This window comes from Collinsella sp. AF18-8LB (genome assembly GCF_003459795.1).
Classification (GTDB): Bacteria; Actinomycetota; Coriobacteriia; order Coriobacteriales; family Coriobacteriaceae; genus Collinsella.
In genome coordinates this window covers 26545-40907 of the sequence record NZ_QRWU01000008.1, presented here as the reverse complement: position 1 = coordinate 40907, position 14363 = coordinate 26545, and the positions used below count along the sequence as shown (strand labels likewise).

The window sequence follows — 14363 nt, the reverse complement described above, 5'->3', positions numbered from 1 at the left end:
TTTTAGCGATGCACCGGCGTCATGGTCCGCTCGAACAGCGCATCGACAACGTCAGCCATCTCGGAGCGACGCTCCAGATCGTGACCCGATTCCCACCACATAGTAAAGAGCCGAATAATGCCGCCGGCGACAAACTCAGCCGTCGTGTCGAGCGGCACGGGCGCAAGCGCGTCCTCGTCTAGCGCACTCATCACACGCTCGCGGATAGAGCGGGCAATGCGATCGCAAATCATGCTGGTCAGCATGCCCGACATGCTGCTCGCCAAAATGTTGTCCATGAGCTGCTCATGGGCCAGAATCAGGTCCATGGCGTCGGTGAACACCTCGTGGCGAAGCACGCGCACGTCGTCGGCCGACACCGTGCCGCCCTCGCCAGCCCGCTTTTGCGGCAAACCCGACATAAGCTCATCGATATAAAAGGCAAAGTAATCGTTCTTGTCGCGAAAGTGCTTGTAGAACGTCGTGCGGCGAATCATGGCGCGGTCGCACAGCATGGCAACCGTCAGGTCCTCAAATCGATGCTCCTCGAGAAGCTCGGTGAAGGCATCGAACAGGGCGCGGTAGGTTTTCTTAATGCGAAGGTCCACTGGTATCGCCATCCTCAGGGTAAAGACAACACTCGTCAATCTGTCGCATATCTTACACCTGTACCTCGCGCGCTTTGCCCCGGTGCCAACCCCGCCGAAAACATAACGCTTACAGGAAAGTTCGGCACGGCAAAACGTTGCGGGTATACTAGTAGCGTTATACCAACGGCAGCTGGCGCATGCCGCCGCGGCCATTCGAAACGGAGACATCATGCTTCCCGTCATCATCGGCATCGTTGTTGTTATTGTGATTGTCTGCGCCATCGCCGGCATCTACAACAACATGGTCACCAAGCGCAACCGCATCGATAACGCCTGGCAGAACATCGATACGCAGCTGCAGCGCCGCAACGACCTGATCCCCAACCTGGTCGAGACCGTCAAGGGCTACGCCAAGCACGAACAAGAGACGCTCTCCGCCGTGATCAGCGCGCGTAACACCGCCGTCAAGGCCACCACGCCCGAGGCCAAGATGGAAGCCGACAACGTGCTGACCGGTGCGCTGCGCCAGCTCTTCGCCGTAGCCGAGGCCTATCCCGACCTTAAGGCAAACACCAACTTTACGCAGCTGCAGGCGTCGCTCGAGGATACCGAGAACAAGATTAGCTATGCACGCCAGAGCTACAACGACTGCGTGCTCAGCTACAACAACGCCATTCAGACGTTCCCGGCTGTCATCTTTGCCGGCATCTTCCAGTTTAAGGAGCGCCAGGGCTTCGAGGCCGCCGAAGCAGCCCGCCAGGCCCCGACCGTCAAGTTCTAAACAACAAGGCAGAGTCTTAAGCCAGTTCATCAACCCTTTGGGGCCCAAGGCACAAACCTTGGGCCCTTTTCGTATCCACGCACAACGCGCGGCCAAAAGGCCGGGCGCCATCTTTATTCAGATTAATTGTTGCCTGTTGCGACAACGTCGTTCCCGCAGGGCGGAGAGCAAGTTCCCTCCCGGCGCACTCCGCAGGACGCAAGAAACCCTCGCCGCACGAAGTGCGCAGCGAGGGCTTCTTGCATGTCCGAGGACGCGCCGGGAGGGAACTTGCTCTCCGCCCGAACAGGAAAGGATAATTACGCGACGGTGTAAACCCAGTCGTGCTTATCCTCAACAGCACCAGACTGGATGCCCGTCAGGGTCTCGCGGAGCTTCTTCATCACAGGGCCGATCTCGGTGTAGCCAGCCGGGAAGGTCACGGTCTCGTCGGCGCCGTAAACCTTGTTGTCGATCTCGCCGACCGGAGAGATGACGGCAGCGGTGCCGCACAGACCGCACTCAACGAAGGCGCCGGCCTTGACCTCGGCCCACTCGACGGGACGCTGGTCGACGGTCATGCCCAGATTCTCGGCAACCTGAACGAGCGAGCGACGGGTGATGGAGGGCAGGATGGAGTCGGTGTGCGACTGCGGAACGACGAGGGTGCCGTCCTCCTTCACGAACAGGACGTTCGCGCCGCCGGTCTCCTCGACATAGGTGCGGGACTCGGAGTCGAGATACAGGTTCTCGGCATAGCCCCCGCGATGGGCCTCCATCGTGGGCTTGAGGGACATGGCATAGTTAAGGCCGGCCTTGATGTTGCCGGTGCCGTGCGGTGCGGCGCGGTCGTACTCGGAAACGCGCAGCTTGACGGGCTTAAGGCCACCCTTAAAGTACGGACCGACCGGGGTCACGAGAATGCGGAACGTGTACTCAGGAGCGGGAGCCACGCCGATCACGTCACCAGAGCCGATCATAAACGGACGCACGTACAGGGTTGCACCGGAGCCGAAGGGCGGAACCCAGGCGGCATTGGCAGAAACGACCTGCTTGACGGCCTCGACAAACTTGTCCTTGGGGAACGGGGGCATCTCGAGGCGCTGGGCAGAGTTATACATACGCTCGGCGTTCATGTCGGGACGGAAGCAGACGATGCTACCGTCCTCGGCGGTATAGGCCTTCAGGCCCTCAAAGACCTCCTGGCAGTAATGGAAGATGCCGCCGCACTCGGAGACATGCAGGGTGTGGTCGGTGGTCAGGCCGCCCTCGTCCCACTCGCCATCCTTCCAATGGGCCTCGTAGCTGTAATCGGTCTTCATGTAGCCAAAGCCAAGGCTACCCCAATCGATATCCTTCTTCTCGACAGCCATATGTCGCTCCTTACATACACAGTTGCATACTCGCGAACCCGCACGCAAGGACCGAGGCCGACCGCGTCGCAACGTCGCACGCCCGGAGCGTAGAGCCGGACGGGACACGCGAACAGCATCAAAGCCGATGGCACGTCGATTCGCATGCACGAGATTGTACTCCCCGCATGCGTTGGATAAAACGTTTTTCTTTAACTAACTAAAGTATTTTCATTTGACCGAAGCAAAGAGGCCCGCCACCGTAAACGGTGACGGGCCTTAGCTACACGGCTTTTATGCCGGCTCAAGCCAAGCGCTCTATTTGCCCAGCTTGGCCTTGACGATGCCGACCACGGTCGGAATGATCGACACGGCGACGATACCGACAATCAGCAACTCAAAGTGCTCCTGCACAAAGGGGATGCCGCCAAAGAAATAGCCCAGCAGCGTAAAGACCGTCGACCAGGTGATACCGCCCAGCACGTTATAGATGACAAAGTTACGCCAGTGCATGCCGCCCATACCGGCGATGAAGGGCACAAAGGTGCGGATAAACGGGAAGAAGCGACCCAGGAAGATGGCCAGGTGGCCCCACTTGTCCAGGAAGTCCTCAGACTTTTTGATACGCTCGGGCGTCATGGCCTTCACCTTGCCCGAGGCGATGATCTTTTGGCCAAAGAAATGACCGATCATAAAGTTGCACTGATCGCCCAAGATAGCAGCCGTCCATGCGACGGCCAGCAGGGCCACGATGTTAAAGCCGCCGTTGTGGGCAAAGAAGCCCGAGGCGAACAACAGCGAGTCGCCGGGAAGGAACGGGAAGAACACCACGCCCGTCTCGACAAAGATGATCAGGAACACGCAGCCGTAGGCCATAAGCGGGCCGGCGGCGATCCAGCTGGCGATCGCGGTGCGCGGATCCTTAAGTAGCTCAGCGATAAAATTGATGAAACCCATGAAGTAAAACCTCTCAGTTGTGGGCGCGGACACGTCCAAGTTGACCAGTATACGGTTGCGACGCCGCCACGCACACGACCTTACAAAAGCGTGACTTCATTACCAGCAAGTTTGCATAATTGACACCTGTCACGCAAAGCCGAGTAAGATTGTTCTTCCTAATCCCTAGCGAATCGCTATACTTTATTGAATTGCATTGTCGCGGCGCTAAGGGAGGGCGGCCGGTGAGCTTTATCAATACCATTCGCGAGGACATCAGGACCGTCCAGGCACAGGATCCCGCTGCGCAAAACGGCCTGGTCATCTTCCTCTCCTATCCCGGCCTACACGCCAAGTGGAACCATGTGCCCGAGCACTGGCTCTGGGAGCACGGCCATCGCTCGCTCGCCCGCGTGCTCTCGCAAATCACCCGCCATATCACTGGCGTCGAAATTCACCCTGCCGCACAGATCGGCAAGCATTTCTTTATCGACCACGCCATGGGCGTTGTCATCGGCGAAACCGCCATTGTGGGCGACAACTGCGTGCTCTATCAGGGCGTCACACTTGGCGGCACCGGCAACGAGACCGGCAAGCGCCACCCCACCCTGGGCAACAACGTCACCGTGGGCACAGGCGCCAAGGTGCTCGGCAACATTCGCATTGGCAACAACGTCAAAATCGGCGGCAACTCGGTCGTCGTCAAGGACGTGCCCGACAACTGCACCGTCGTGGGCGTGCCCGGGCGCATTATCAAACGCAACGGCTGCCGCGTGTTCGAGGAAAACTTTGACGCCAAGCAGCACCGCGAATACATGCCTGACGATGCCGCCGAGCAAAGCGCCCTCAACCGCCGGGACATCACCGAGAACGCCCGCCGCGTACATGAACTCGAGCAGGAGGTGGCCGAACTTAAGGCCCTCGTCGCCAAGCTCGTGGACGAGCGATAGGACGCAAGCAACGGCCAATAGCATCGATGTCAACGCAAAGGCGCGCCAGGGAATCCATCCCCGGCGCGCCTTATTTCTGATGTGACAAAGGGACTGTCCTTTTTTTCACATTATGCGAACTGACTCAGATAGAGGTCGGCGTAAGCGCCCTCGGCTGCGAGCAGCTCCTTATGTGTGCCCTGCTCGATAATGTTGCCGTGATCCATGACCAGAATCAGGTCGGCATCCACGATCGTCGACAGGCGATGCGCGATCACAAAACTGGTGCGCCCGCGCATGAGCGCGTCCATGGCGCGGCCGATGGCAAGCTCGGTGCGCGTGTCCACGCTCGACGTCGCCTCGTCCAGGATGAGAATCGCCGGGTTGTTGAGCAGCACGCGTGCAATGGTCAGCAGCTGGCGCTGGCCCTGACTAATGCTCTCGGCATCGTTGGCCACCCGCGTGTCATAACCCTGCGGCATGGTACGCACAAAGAAGTCGACCTGCGCGGCGCGCGCAGCCGCCACGATCTCGTCGCGCGTCGCCTCGGGACAGCCGTAGGCGATGTTCTGCGCAATCGTGCCATCAAATAGCCAGGCGTCCTGCAGCACCATGCCAAACTGCTGGCGCAGCTCGCCGCGGTCCATACGGCTCGTGTCCACGCCGTCGAGCGTAATGCGGCCACCGTCGATCTCGTAAAAGCGCATGAGCAGGTTGATGAGCGTAGTCTTGCCCGCGCCCGTGGTTCCCACCACGGCGATCTTCTGGCCCGGCTCGGCGGTAAACGACACGTCGCGCATAAGCGGCTTGTCGGGCGAATAGCCAAAGCGTACATGCTCAAAAGCGACGCGACCCTCAACGCGACCCGGCAGCTTGGCGGCCTCGTCCGGCAGCGGATCGGCCTCCATCTCGGGCTCATCGAGCAGGTCGAACACGCGCTCTGCGCTCGCCAGCGCGCTCTGCAGCGAGTTAAAGGTAAACGACAGCTGCGTCATGGGTTCGGACGCCTCGTAGATAAACTGGAAGAACGCCTGGAACACGCCGACGGTCATGTGACCGGCAACCAGCATACTGCAGCCCACCAGCGCGATCACGATCTGCGCCAAACGGCCGATAAAGCGCACCGCAGGGCCGACGGCGTTAATCATAAAGTCGGCCTTGGCACTCACGCGCGCCAGCTCGCCCGAGGCTTCGTGCACCTCGGCAGAACTCTGGCGTTCGCGGTTGAACGCGCGAATCACCAGACGGCCCGAGTAACCCTCCTCAACCGCGCTCGTAATCTTGGAGACCCATTCCTGGCGCTCACCGGTTACGTCATGCGTGCGGTGCGAGACCACCTTGGTCACCAGCAGCGATACCGCCGTAAAACCCAAAAAGATCAACGTGAGCCTAACGCTATAGACGAACATCATGATGATGGCGCCCGTCACGGTGCCGATCGACATCAGCAGCTGCAGCAATCCGCGCTGCATGCTCTCGGACATCTTGTCCAGGTCGTTGGTCGCGCGGCTGACTACCTCACCGGGGCGATGCGCATCAAAGTAAGCGAGCGGCAGACGGCTGAGCTTTTGCGCGATGCGGTTGCGCAGGCGCAGGTTGAGGCGCTCAGCAACACTCGACATCAAAAAACTCTGCAGTGCATAGAACGATCCGGCGGCCGTCCAGATTAAAAAGTAGACAAAGATGGTCTTACCGCATTGGTCCCAGGTGATGCTAAAGGTGGTTCCGCTGGCAAACGCCACCTGTATATGGCCCCACAGCTCGTCGATAACATGAGCGCTATATGCCGGCGCGGCGGTGTTAAAGATGACGTAGAACACGATGCTCACGAACACGATATAGAAGCGCCAATGGTCGCCGGTAGCCTCGTTCCACAAACGGCGCACCGTCGCCCAGGTATCCCGAGGCGTCTCGTCCTCGTCTTCGTCGTCCACGTCGCGCATACGCTCTGCCTCGGCACGGGCGCGCTCGTCCTCGGCTCGTTCGTTTTCCTCGTACAGCGCTTGGCGACGAGCCTCGCGCTCGGCCGCTGCCTTGGCGGCATCGTCCAGCTCGGGTACCGCGGCAGCCGTTTCCTCAACCAATCCCGCGGCAGCGGCGTCATCAACGCCGCCCTGCTTCTTGAGCTCCTCGGTCATGCTACTCACCTCCCTTCATCTGCGATTCCGCGATAGCGCGGTACACCTCGCAGGTCTCCATGAGCTCGTCGTGCGTGCCTAGGCCCACGACCTCGCCGTCCTTGAGCACCACGATCTGGTTGGCATGCAAGATCGTCGAGATGCGCTGCGCGATGATGAGCACCGCAGCGTCGCGCGTCTCGTCTTGCAACGCATGGCGCAGGGCGGCATCAGTCTTAAAGTCCAGGGCCGAAAAACTATCGTCGAAGATATATAGATCGGCATGCTTCATGAGCGCACGGGCGATGGCCAGACGTTGGCGCTGGCCGCCCGAAAAGTTCGTGCCGCCCTGCGCCACCGGGGTATCGAGCCCCTGCGGCTGATCGAGCACAAAGGTGCTCTGGGCAACCTGGAGCGCATGAAGCATGTCTGCCTCAGTCGCGTCTTCGTTGCCAAAGCGCAGGTTGCTTGCCACGGTGCCCGAGAACAGCCACGCCTTCTGCGGCACATAGGCAATACGCCCGCGGATGTCGTCTTGCGAAAGTTCGCGCAGATCGACGCCGTTCAGGCGAATGGCGCCCTTCGTGGCATCGTGGAAGCGAAGCAAGAGCTTGGCCACCGTTGACTTGCCCGATCCCGTCGAGCCGACAATCGCAGTCGTCTGACCGCGGCGACAGGCAAAGTTCAGATCGCACAGCGTGTCCTCGTCGGCATCGTCAAAACGAAACGACATGTGATCGAACACGGCGACCGCATCCGATCCGTCCTTTGAGTCGGACGCGCTCGCGTCGAGCGTGCGTTCGCCATCCACGATACTCGGCTCAATCTCCAGCACCTGCTGCGCGCGGTTCAGACATGCGGCGGCGCGCGGGAGTGTCAGCACCACCATCTGCGCCATCATCACAAAGAACAGAATCAGGATCGCGTACTCCAGCACGGCCGAGATGCTGCCGATTTGCATCGCATGGGCGCCCACGCGGTTGCCGCCCACCCACAGCACCGCCACCTCGGCGATGTTCATCAAAAAGAAGCTGGAGCTGTCGAGCCCCACAAACAGGTGGTTGACCTTAATGGCATTGTCCGCGTAATCGCTAAACACCTCGTCCAGGCGCTGCTCCTCATGGCGCTCCTTGTTAAACGCACGGATGACGCGCACACCCACGATGTTTTCGCGCAGCACCACGTTCATACGGTCGATAAAACTCTGCAAGCGCATAAAGATCGGAGCCGCGTTGGCAACCGTAAAGACCGCCGCAACCAGCACGATCGCAACCACGACGCCCAGAAGCATGCCCATGGCCGAATCGATGAGCCAGGCGAAGATGATGCCTGCCACCGCCAGGAACGGCACCGGCAGCACCAGCTGGATCGTCTGCAGAATCGCCTGTTGAATCACGTTGATGTCGTTGAGCGAGCGCGTGATCATCGAGCCCGTGCCAAAGCGCTCAAAGTCACTGGCAGACAGCTCGAGCGACTTGTCGTAGACGGCATTGCGGATATCGCAGGCCACGTTGGCGGCCAAGCGCGCCGAAAGATAGCAGCCCAACACCGCGCCGCCGCTGGCCATGCCGGTCGCGATAAGCATGTAGAGGCCGTTGCGCAGGATGTAGTCGACATCGCCCGTGGTGATGCCGGTGTTGACCATGTTCGCCAGCATCGTAGGAACCAACAGCGTACCGACGTTGTCGATTAGCAGCACCAACAACGTCACCGCGACAAGCCTGCGATACGGCTTCATAAACCTCATTAAGAGTCGCACGACTCCCCCTCACCTTGATTCTCGGCCTGGCTCTCGGCAGCGATATGCTGCTTAAAGGCATCGCACTCATCGCCGAGCGCATGGGAAAATTTTCCGATTAGGCGCATGATTTCGCGCTGTTCCCAGGGCTCGAGCACTTCGAAAGCCTGTTGCTCGGCTTCTTGCGCCGGCAGCGCATATTGCTCGGCAAACCGCATGCCCGCTTCGGTCAAACGCACAACCTTGTTCTTACGGCTGCCTTCGGCAAACTCCAACGTTGCGAAACCCCGCGCCGTCAAGGTTTTAATTGCCGAGTTGATAGTCTGCTTGCTGTAGAACCATTCGCTTGTCAGACGGCTTACGGCAACACTGCCGCCCGCCGTGCTGGTATCGACGAGCATCCAGTAAGCGCAGTCCGAAAGACCGCAGGCGCGCGAGAACTCCGAATAGATATGGTCGAGTCCATTGAGCAACCGGTCGAAATCGACCAGTGTAACCGCACTATTCATCTATCCCACCATTCGATTGTCCGATTTTTGACCAATTTTGTATCTCTATATTAGTCCGAGTTTTGACTATCGTCAACAGGCGCTCCGCAAATGTTTGCACTTTTATGGCCTATCGGCAGAAAAAGACCGCCGGCGCGGGGGCAGCGCCAGCGGTCACGTGAAATTCGGGTTTTATTGCCTGTTAAGCGGCGACTGCCTCATAGACCGTAGCGCCCGAGAAGCTATCATGCAGGCTCTTGCCGGCAATCCACGGCAGCTCGACGACCTCGCAGACCGTGTTGACCAGCTCGGAGCAGTCAGTAAAGTGGCCCTTGTCGTTGAGGGCCTCGCAATCCTGAACACGCCAATAGCCATCGGTGTGCGTGATGTAGTACTCGTGATCGTTGATCGACACGAAAGCGCGCGTCTTGGAACGCAGCAGCTTCAGAAATCCTTCGAAATCGGTCTCGACGACATCTCCAGCCTGGAACATGATAGTTACCTCCTGGCCCGGCGCCACCACAGCGCATTGATAAACGTTGGTTCTCCTTTAGTAAAACCTTTATCAGAGCTTATACGCGCATCATTTAGGCAAGTGGTAAAAAACCGCAGGGTAGACGGGATAAAACGTTTAACCATCCCATTTGTTTGTCACATTCTGAAGGCACTTTTATGCAAACTCACTTTCCCAATTGGAATCTATCCTTTTGGCCGGGCAATTGACCGTCTATCGTTTGAGCCCGACGGGTATGAACGGGGCATCTGCAACGCCATCGCAAGGAGACACCATGGAGACTATCGAAGCGCTCATTCACCGCCGCAGCTGTCGCAAATACAGCGATCGCCCCGTCGAGGCCGAAAAGCTTGCACGTATTATCGAAGCCGGCCAATATGCACCGAGCGGCATGGGCCGCCAGCCGGTGACGTTTGTCGCCGTCACCGACCCCGCGACCGCTGAGCGTCTCTCACAGCTCAACGCGCAAGTCATGGGCAGCAACAGCGACCCCTTCTATGGCGCCAAGACCGTTGTGGTGGTGCTGGTCGACCGCAGCGTGCCCACGCATCTGGAAGACGGTTCGCTTGCCATGGGTAACCTGCTCAACGCCGCCTATGCGCTGGGCGTTGATTCGTGCTGGATTCACCGCGCGCATGAGGTTTTCGATTCGCCCGAGGGTCTGGAGCTACTGGCCAGCTGGGGTCTACCCGCCGACGGAAGCCTACGCGGCGTCGGTCACTGCATTCTGGGCTATGCCGAAGACGCACTTCCCGAGGCAAAGCCGCGCCGCGACAACGTGGTCTACGTAAGGTAACCCAGGAGCGTCATAGGGGTAGCTAATTTGGGACGGGGCTATTTTAGCTACCCCTCTCGCAACTTATATTGACGTCGCCGTTGTCGTCGTTTCGTTCGTGTGAGTCGTTTCGGCTTCGCTGCTTTGTTCGTCCTCGTCCTTTTGAGCATCGGCGATGGTGGTGGCCGCCGCAACGATTCCGCGCTGGGGCGCGACGCCCGTCTGGGTCTGAGCGCCCTCGACAACTTCTGTGCCTGCATGCGCGAGCTCGGGCGATTTAAACATTGCGTCCAAGTTGGCGCCGCCGCCGGCGTAGCCAAGCGCAGCAAGTGCGATGACGATCGCTGCAACGACAGCCACGATCGGCACGTAGCGATGCCAGCCGGCGGGATTGAGCCCGCTGCGACGAGCCGCCCCGCGGCTGATGTAACCGAGCGTTCCGTCGTGCTTGAGCTTTGAGCCCACCACGCGCTTGCGGCCCCACAGCGACGACTCGGCCTGCATGGCCAAGCGAGCGCTTGCCGAAGGATAGCCATATTTAGTGCGCTTGAACGAGCCATCAAACCCCGAGGCGTGTTTGCCCCACGTCACCGATGTCGTGCGTCGGTTAACCGGCGCGGCACTCCGCCTTCTGCGGCTCGGTTTTGAAGTCTCAGCCATATGCCCTCGCACGCCGTAACCAAATCGAAACAATAACGCTTTGGACTGTAGCACACGCGTCGCGCGCGGTCACGGGTGCCTCGCTCAACGGTCATCGTCCTTCAGCAAGCGCCACAGCGTTGTACGGCTTATGCCCAGCACCTCCGCCGCACGGGTTCGGTTGCCGTGGAGATGGTCTACAACCAGATGCGCGACATCTCGCTCGGTATCGGCCAGCGGTCGCAGGATATACAGGTCACTTTCGAGCGTCGGGGCGCCAAAGGTTGCGGTCTTAATCACGTCCTCTTGGGCGAGCACTTCCTCCGCCACAGCGCGGTCCACCGCGCCCGCCCCCACCAATATATACAGTCGTTCCGAGACCTCGCGGAGCTGCAGATAATTGCGCGGCCAGCGGTAAGCATCGAGCGTCTTCGTCGCCGCGGCGGACAGCGTGGGTGCTGCCGTCCCAAATGCATCAGCGAGATATTCCAAATAGCGCGCAACCTTCGTCGACGCGGCTCCCTGCTCGGCAATCGCCGGCGCCACGCTCACCGCACAGGCGAAACGCTCGGTCACAAAGGCGGCTTGATCACTTTCGCTGCCGCCCGGCATGTCATTCGCCGTCAGCACCACATGGCAGCGCGTCGCCAACGCGGTGTCGGCCATCGTGGAAACGAGCTCGCGGAGGCGCTGGGGGCCAACCGCGTTCCAGCCCTCAATGCAAAGGGTCAGCCCCGTTTGGAACAGCGGCGATTCGGAGCTTTTGAGCACATGACGCCAACCGCGCTCGGTGAGCTCATCGAGCGCGACGGAAACAAAGGGTTGATCGGCAAAAGGGCCATCCAGATAGAGGCGCATGGCAATCTCGACCTGACCCGCGCCCAACTCGCCCTCGAGCATAAGGGGCACCCCGCGCGCATAGCTCTCGGCAACCGGTGCGGCTACCGCAGCGGCGCCTTCAACGATGCCGTACGCGCTCGATTCGTAGCGGGCCTCAACTTCGTCGGCGTTGAGCCACTCGATGCCCGCATGCGCCGCGGCGCCGCGCACCTCGCGGACCACGACAACCCAAAGGCCCCCGCTCTCTTTGTCGGTGGGGCGAACGGTCAGGCTCAGGCGCGTACCCGCACGCCCCATAACCAGACGCGCGCCGTCTCCTATACGGTCGAGGCGCTCAGCGACAAAAGCCGCCACATCCCGCTCAAGCGCCGCGTCATTCATGGTCGAAATCGCGACGTCCCCACGCGCATCGATTGCCAATGCCGAGGCCCCGGCAGCAGCCAGGGCCTCGGTCAAGATGTTCAGCTTGGCATCGCTATTCATGATTTGCCCCTGTCCGCGGCGACGTGCAACCGCCGACGGTCGCACGACCGAGTGTTTCAAAATTGAACGATATTGCTCACCAAACACTATAGGGCAGAAAGCGCCGTCCTGCGAGTATAGGTGTTGCCCCGCATCGCCATCCTGGCGGGGCGATAAGAGCTCTTCGGGACTTATAAACCTGCGGACAAGCCATACCCGCAAGAGCTCCTATCGCTCCACCGCAAGCTTGCGCCCACCAGCAACCAGCACGCAAACTGGCTACTTCTCTACCAGATTCCCAGCACGTGCTGCATTCCCAAGCTCATGCACGCAATGCCAATCCAACAGCAAAAGCCCAGCGCGATGGGCTTGCCGCCCTTTTTGACCAGCTCGACGATATCGGTATTAAAGCCAATAGCCGCCATGGCCATCACGATAAAGAACTTCGAAAGCTCCTTGATGGGCGCCGTAATGGACGCGGGAAGCTGAAGCACCGTGGTGATTACGCTCGCCAGCACAAAGAACAGCACAAACATGGGAAACGCGCGTTTAAGCGAGAACGTGCTTTTGGCGTCGCCGCCGGCCTTGCGCGCCAGATGCATCTGCCAGCATGCGAGAACCAACGTAATGGGAATAATGGCCAGCGTCCTGGTGAGCTTGACCACCGTGGCGCTCTCGAGCACATTGGCGCCGGGATGCATGCTGTCCCAGGCGCTCGCCGCAGCCGTTACCGACGAGGTGTCGTTGATGGCGGTGCCGGCAAACAGGCCAAAGCCCTCGTTGGTCAGCCCGAGCATGCCGCCGAGCGTCGGAAACACGAGCGCCGCGATAACGTTAAACAGGAAGATGACCGAAATAGCCTGGGCAATCTCGCGATCGTCGGCATCGATGACGGGTGCGGTCGCGGCGATGGCAGAACCGCCGCAAATCGACGAACCCACACCCACAAGCGTCGCGATCTTGCTCGGCACGTTCATGACGTGGCAGAGCACGAAGGCGACAACAAGCGAGGTCGAGATCGTCGCCACGATAATCGGCAGCGACTGGGCGCCCTTGGACAGAATCTGCGAGAGGTTCATGCCAAAGCCAAGCAGGATAACCGCGTACTGCAAGACTTTTTTGGACGTATAGGTGACGCCAGCGGCGAGCTGTTCGCGACGATTCTTGGGAAAGACGAGCGCCAGAACCATGCCAAAGAGGATGGCAAATACCGGACCGCCGACCACCTCAATTTGTTTGCCGAGCAACGTCGCGGGAATGGCGATGATCAGGCAGAACAAAACGCCTTTCCAGCGCTCGCGTACGATATTTGCCAGTTGCATATGGGATTCCTTCTTTCTATTTCACGTTTGCGACGGCTTATGATACGGCAACATTGAGCGCAGCCTTGCACAAACACAGACTAAGATGCCGCAATAGTTCTTGGGCAACAGCCGAATTACCCACCGCGGAGAGCTGATTCGCGGCATAATTAACAACTGACATATGAGTTTGATAGAACAGTTGCGAGGCGCTATGGAAGAATCGATGCACGTCGGCGAGCAGGAAACGAGCCTACAGGACCAGTCCTACCACACCATTCGACGCAAAATCGTCTACCTGGACTACAAGCCGGGCGAAAAGCTGGGCGTCAAGCAACTTTGCGACGACCTGGATATGGGGCGCACCCCTGTGCGCGAAGCGTTGGTGCGTCTGGCGCAAGAGGGCTTGGTGCGCACCGTGCCCCAAAGCGGCACCTATGTCTCGCCCATCAACCTTACCCTTGCCGAGAGTGCCTGCTACATTCGCGAGCACCTGGAAAAGCAGGTGATCGTGGAGTGCTGCGCGCGTGCCACCTCGGTGGGCATCGAGCAGCTCGACCGCGCCATCGTGCTGCAGGAAAAGGCGATGGCCGAAGAGGATCGCATCGGCTTTTTTTTGAGCGACAATCTCATGCATCGCATGATCTTTAGCATCGCATGCCGCAGCACCGTGTGGTCGTGGCTCGAGGAGACCAATGCCGACCTAGAGCGCTTCCGCTGGCTGCGCGCCGCCACGCAGACGCTCGACAAGCAGGAGATTGTTAACGAGCACAAGCAAATCCGCCGCGCTATTGCCGGACGCGACCCCATCGAGGCGCGCTTTTTGGTGAGCAAGCACCTGCACATGATGTTCCGCAACCAGACCGAGATTCTGGACCAGTATCCCGAGTACTTCGAGACCAGCAAGCTCCGCTAACCTGCCAAAACCACCACAAAGGGGACA

The 14363-nt window shown here is 59.6% G+C and carries 14 protein-coding genes; 4 read left to right on the top strand and 10 right to left on the bottom strand.

Annotated elements, in window-relative coordinates:
• Window positions 1-2: 2 nt before the first annotated feature.
• Complete coding sequence (locus tag DWX25_RS07900; RefSeq protein ID WP_117734871.1) at window positions 3-587, bottom strand: TetR/AcrR family transcriptional regulator; 585 nt, start codon at window positions 585-587, stop codon at window positions 3-5.
• Between the two features lie 211 nt (window positions 588-798).
• Here DWX25_RS07900 and DWX25_RS07895 point away from each other — a divergent pair, with 211 nt between their 5' ends.
• Window positions 799-1350: a LemA family protein gene (locus DWX25_RS07895; RefSeq protein WP_195240071.1), complete on the top strand. Its 552-nt coding sequence runs from the start codon at window positions 799-801 to the stop codon at window positions 1348-1350.
• A 299-nt stretch (window positions 1351-1649) separates the two neighbouring features.
• On the opposite strand, the gene DWX25_RS07890 is transcribed toward DWX25_RS07895, so the two are convergent.
• Both DWX25_RS07890 and DWX25_RS07885 read right to left on the bottom strand, forming a co-directional pair.
• The gene (locus DWX25_RS07890) at window positions 1650-2702 is read right to left on the bottom strand and encodes a branched-chain amino acid aminotransferase (protein WP_117799151.1); all 1053 of its coding nucleotides are present in this window, start codon (window positions 2700-2702) and stop codon (window positions 1650-1652) included.
• A gap of 297 nt (window positions 2703-2999) precedes the next feature.
• Window positions 3000-3638: a VTT domain-containing protein gene (locus DWX25_RS07885; protein ID WP_117799152.1), complete on the bottom strand. Its 639-nt coding sequence runs from the start codon at window positions 3636-3638 to the stop codon at window positions 3000-3002.
• A gap of 224 nt (window positions 3639-3862) precedes the next feature.
• Between DWX25_RS07885 and cysE the strand changes: the two genes are divergently transcribed.
• Window positions 3863-4567: a serine O-acetyltransferase gene (gene cysE / locus DWX25_RS07880; RefSeq protein ID WP_117799153.1), complete on the top strand. Its 705-nt coding sequence runs from the start codon at window positions 3863-3865 to the stop codon at window positions 4565-4567.
• A 110-nt stretch (window positions 4568-4677) separates the two neighbouring features.
• Here cysE and DWX25_RS07875 read toward each other — a convergent pair whose 3' ends face one another.
• The 4 genes from DWX25_RS07875 to DWX25_RS07860 all read right to left on the bottom strand — a co-directional run bounded on the left by DWX25_RS07875 (window position 4678) and on the right by DWX25_RS07860 (window position 9382).
• The gene (locus DWX25_RS07875; protein WP_199412340.1) at window positions 4678-6684 is read right to left on the bottom strand and encodes an ABC transporter ATP-binding protein; all 2007 of its coding nucleotides are present in this window, start codon (window positions 6682-6684) and stop codon (window positions 4678-4680) included.
• A 1-nt stretch (window position 6685) separates the two neighbouring features.
• Window positions 6686-8410: an ABC transporter ATP-binding protein gene (locus tag DWX25_RS07870; protein WP_117734867.1), complete on the bottom strand. Its 1725-nt coding sequence runs from the start codon at window positions 8408-8410 to the stop codon at window positions 6686-6688.
• Entirely contained in the window at window positions 8410-8910 is a 501-nt protein-coding gene (locus DWX25_RS07865) for a MarR family winged helix-turn-helix transcriptional regulator (RefSeq protein ID WP_117734866.1), read from the bottom strand. Before DWX25_RS07865 ends, DWX25_RS07870 begins: the two co-directional genes overlap by 1 nt.
• A 181-nt stretch (window positions 8911-9091) precedes the next feature.
• The gene (locus DWX25_RS07860) at window positions 9092-9382 is read right to left on the bottom strand and encodes a hypothetical protein (RefSeq protein WP_006235631.1); all 291 of its coding nucleotides are present in this window, start codon (window positions 9380-9382) and stop codon (window positions 9092-9094) included.
• 295 nt (window positions 9383-9677) lie between these two features.
• Here DWX25_RS07860 and DWX25_RS07855 point away from each other — a divergent pair, with 295 nt between their 5' ends.
• The gene (locus tag DWX25_RS07855) at window positions 9678-10199 is read left to right on the top strand and encodes a nitroreductase (protein ID WP_117734865.1); all 522 of its coding nucleotides are present in this window, start codon (window positions 9678-9680) and stop codon (window positions 10197-10199) included.
• Between the two features lie 63 nt (window positions 10200-10262).
• On the opposite strand, the gene DWX25_RS07850 is transcribed toward DWX25_RS07855, so the two are convergent.
• The 3 genes from DWX25_RS07850 to DWX25_RS07840 form a co-directional block, all read right to left on the bottom strand.
• Window positions 10263-10838 (bottom strand): hypothetical protein, encoded by a 576-nt coding sequence (locus DWX25_RS07850; RefSeq protein ID WP_147335823.1) that lies wholly within the window; start codon window positions 10836-10838, stop codon window positions 10263-10265.
• 84 nt (window positions 10839-10922) lie between these two features.
• Window positions 10923-12140 (bottom strand): helix-turn-helix domain-containing protein, encoded by a 1218-nt coding sequence (locus DWX25_RS07845; RefSeq protein WP_117799155.1) that lies wholly within the window; start codon window positions 12138-12140, stop codon window positions 10923-10925.
• Between the two features lie 266 nt (window positions 12141-12406).
• Window positions 12407-13441 (bottom strand): YeiH family protein, encoded by a 1035-nt coding sequence (locus tag DWX25_RS07840; RefSeq protein ID WP_117799156.1) that lies wholly within the window; start codon window positions 13439-13441, stop codon window positions 12407-12409.
• Between the two features lie 193 nt (window positions 13442-13634).
• Between DWX25_RS07840 and DWX25_RS07835 the strand changes: the two genes are divergently transcribed.
• The gene (locus DWX25_RS07835; protein ID WP_233505248.1) at window positions 13635-14336 is read left to right on the top strand and encodes a GntR family transcriptional regulator; all 702 of its coding nucleotides are present in this window, start codon (window positions 13635-13637) and stop codon (window positions 14334-14336) included.
• The last annotated feature ends 27 nt before the right edge of the window (window positions 14337-14363 follow it).

Coding starts and splice junctions, on each gene's coding strand:
- DWX25_RS07885 (WP_117799152.1), bottom strand. CDS start 3,638: ATGGGTTTCATCAATTTTATCGCTGAGCTACTTAAGGATCCGCGCACC.
- DWX25_RS07835 (WP_233505248.1), top strand. CDS start 13,635: ATGGAAGAATCGATGCACGTCGGCGAGCAGGAAACGAGCCTACAGGAC.
- DWX25_RS07895 (WP_195240071.1), top strand. CDS start 799: ATGCTTCCCGTCATCATCGGCATCGTTGTTGTTATTGTGATTGTCTGC.
- DWX25_RS07855 (WP_117734865.1), top strand. CDS start 9,678: ATGGAGACTATCGAAGCGCTCATTCACCGCCGCAGCTGTCGCAAATAC.
- DWX25_RS07890 (WP_117799151.1), bottom strand. CDS start 2,702: ATGGCTGTCGAGAAGAAGGATATCGATTGGGGTAGCCTTGGCTTTGGC.
- DWX25_RS07865 (WP_117734866.1), bottom strand. CDS start 8,910: ATGAATAGTGCGGTTACACTGGTCGATTTCGACCGGTTGCTCAATGGA.
- DWX25_RS07875 (WP_199412340.1), bottom strand. CDS start 6,684: ATGACCGAGGAGCTCAAGAAGCAGGGCGGCGTTGATGACGCCGCTGCC.
- DWX25_RS07840 (WP_117799156.1), bottom strand. CDS start 13,441: ATGCAACTGGCAAATATCGTACGCGAGCGCTGGAAAGGCGTTTTGTTC.
- DWX25_RS07845 (WP_117799155.1), bottom strand. CDS start 12,140: ATGAATAGCGATGCCAAGCTGAACATCTTGACCGAGGCCCTGGCTGCT.
- DWX25_RS07850 (WP_147335823.1), bottom strand. CDS start 10,838: ATGGCTGAGACTTCAAAACCGAGCCGCAGAAGGCGGAGTGCCGCGCCG.
- DWX25_RS07870 (WP_117734867.1), bottom strand. CDS start 8,410: ATGAGGTTTATGAAGCCGTATCGCAGGCTTGTCGCGGTGACGTTGTTG.
- DWX25_RS07860 (WP_006235631.1), bottom strand. CDS start 9,382: ATGTTCCAGGCTGGAGATGTCGTCGAGACCGATTTCGAAGGATTTCTG.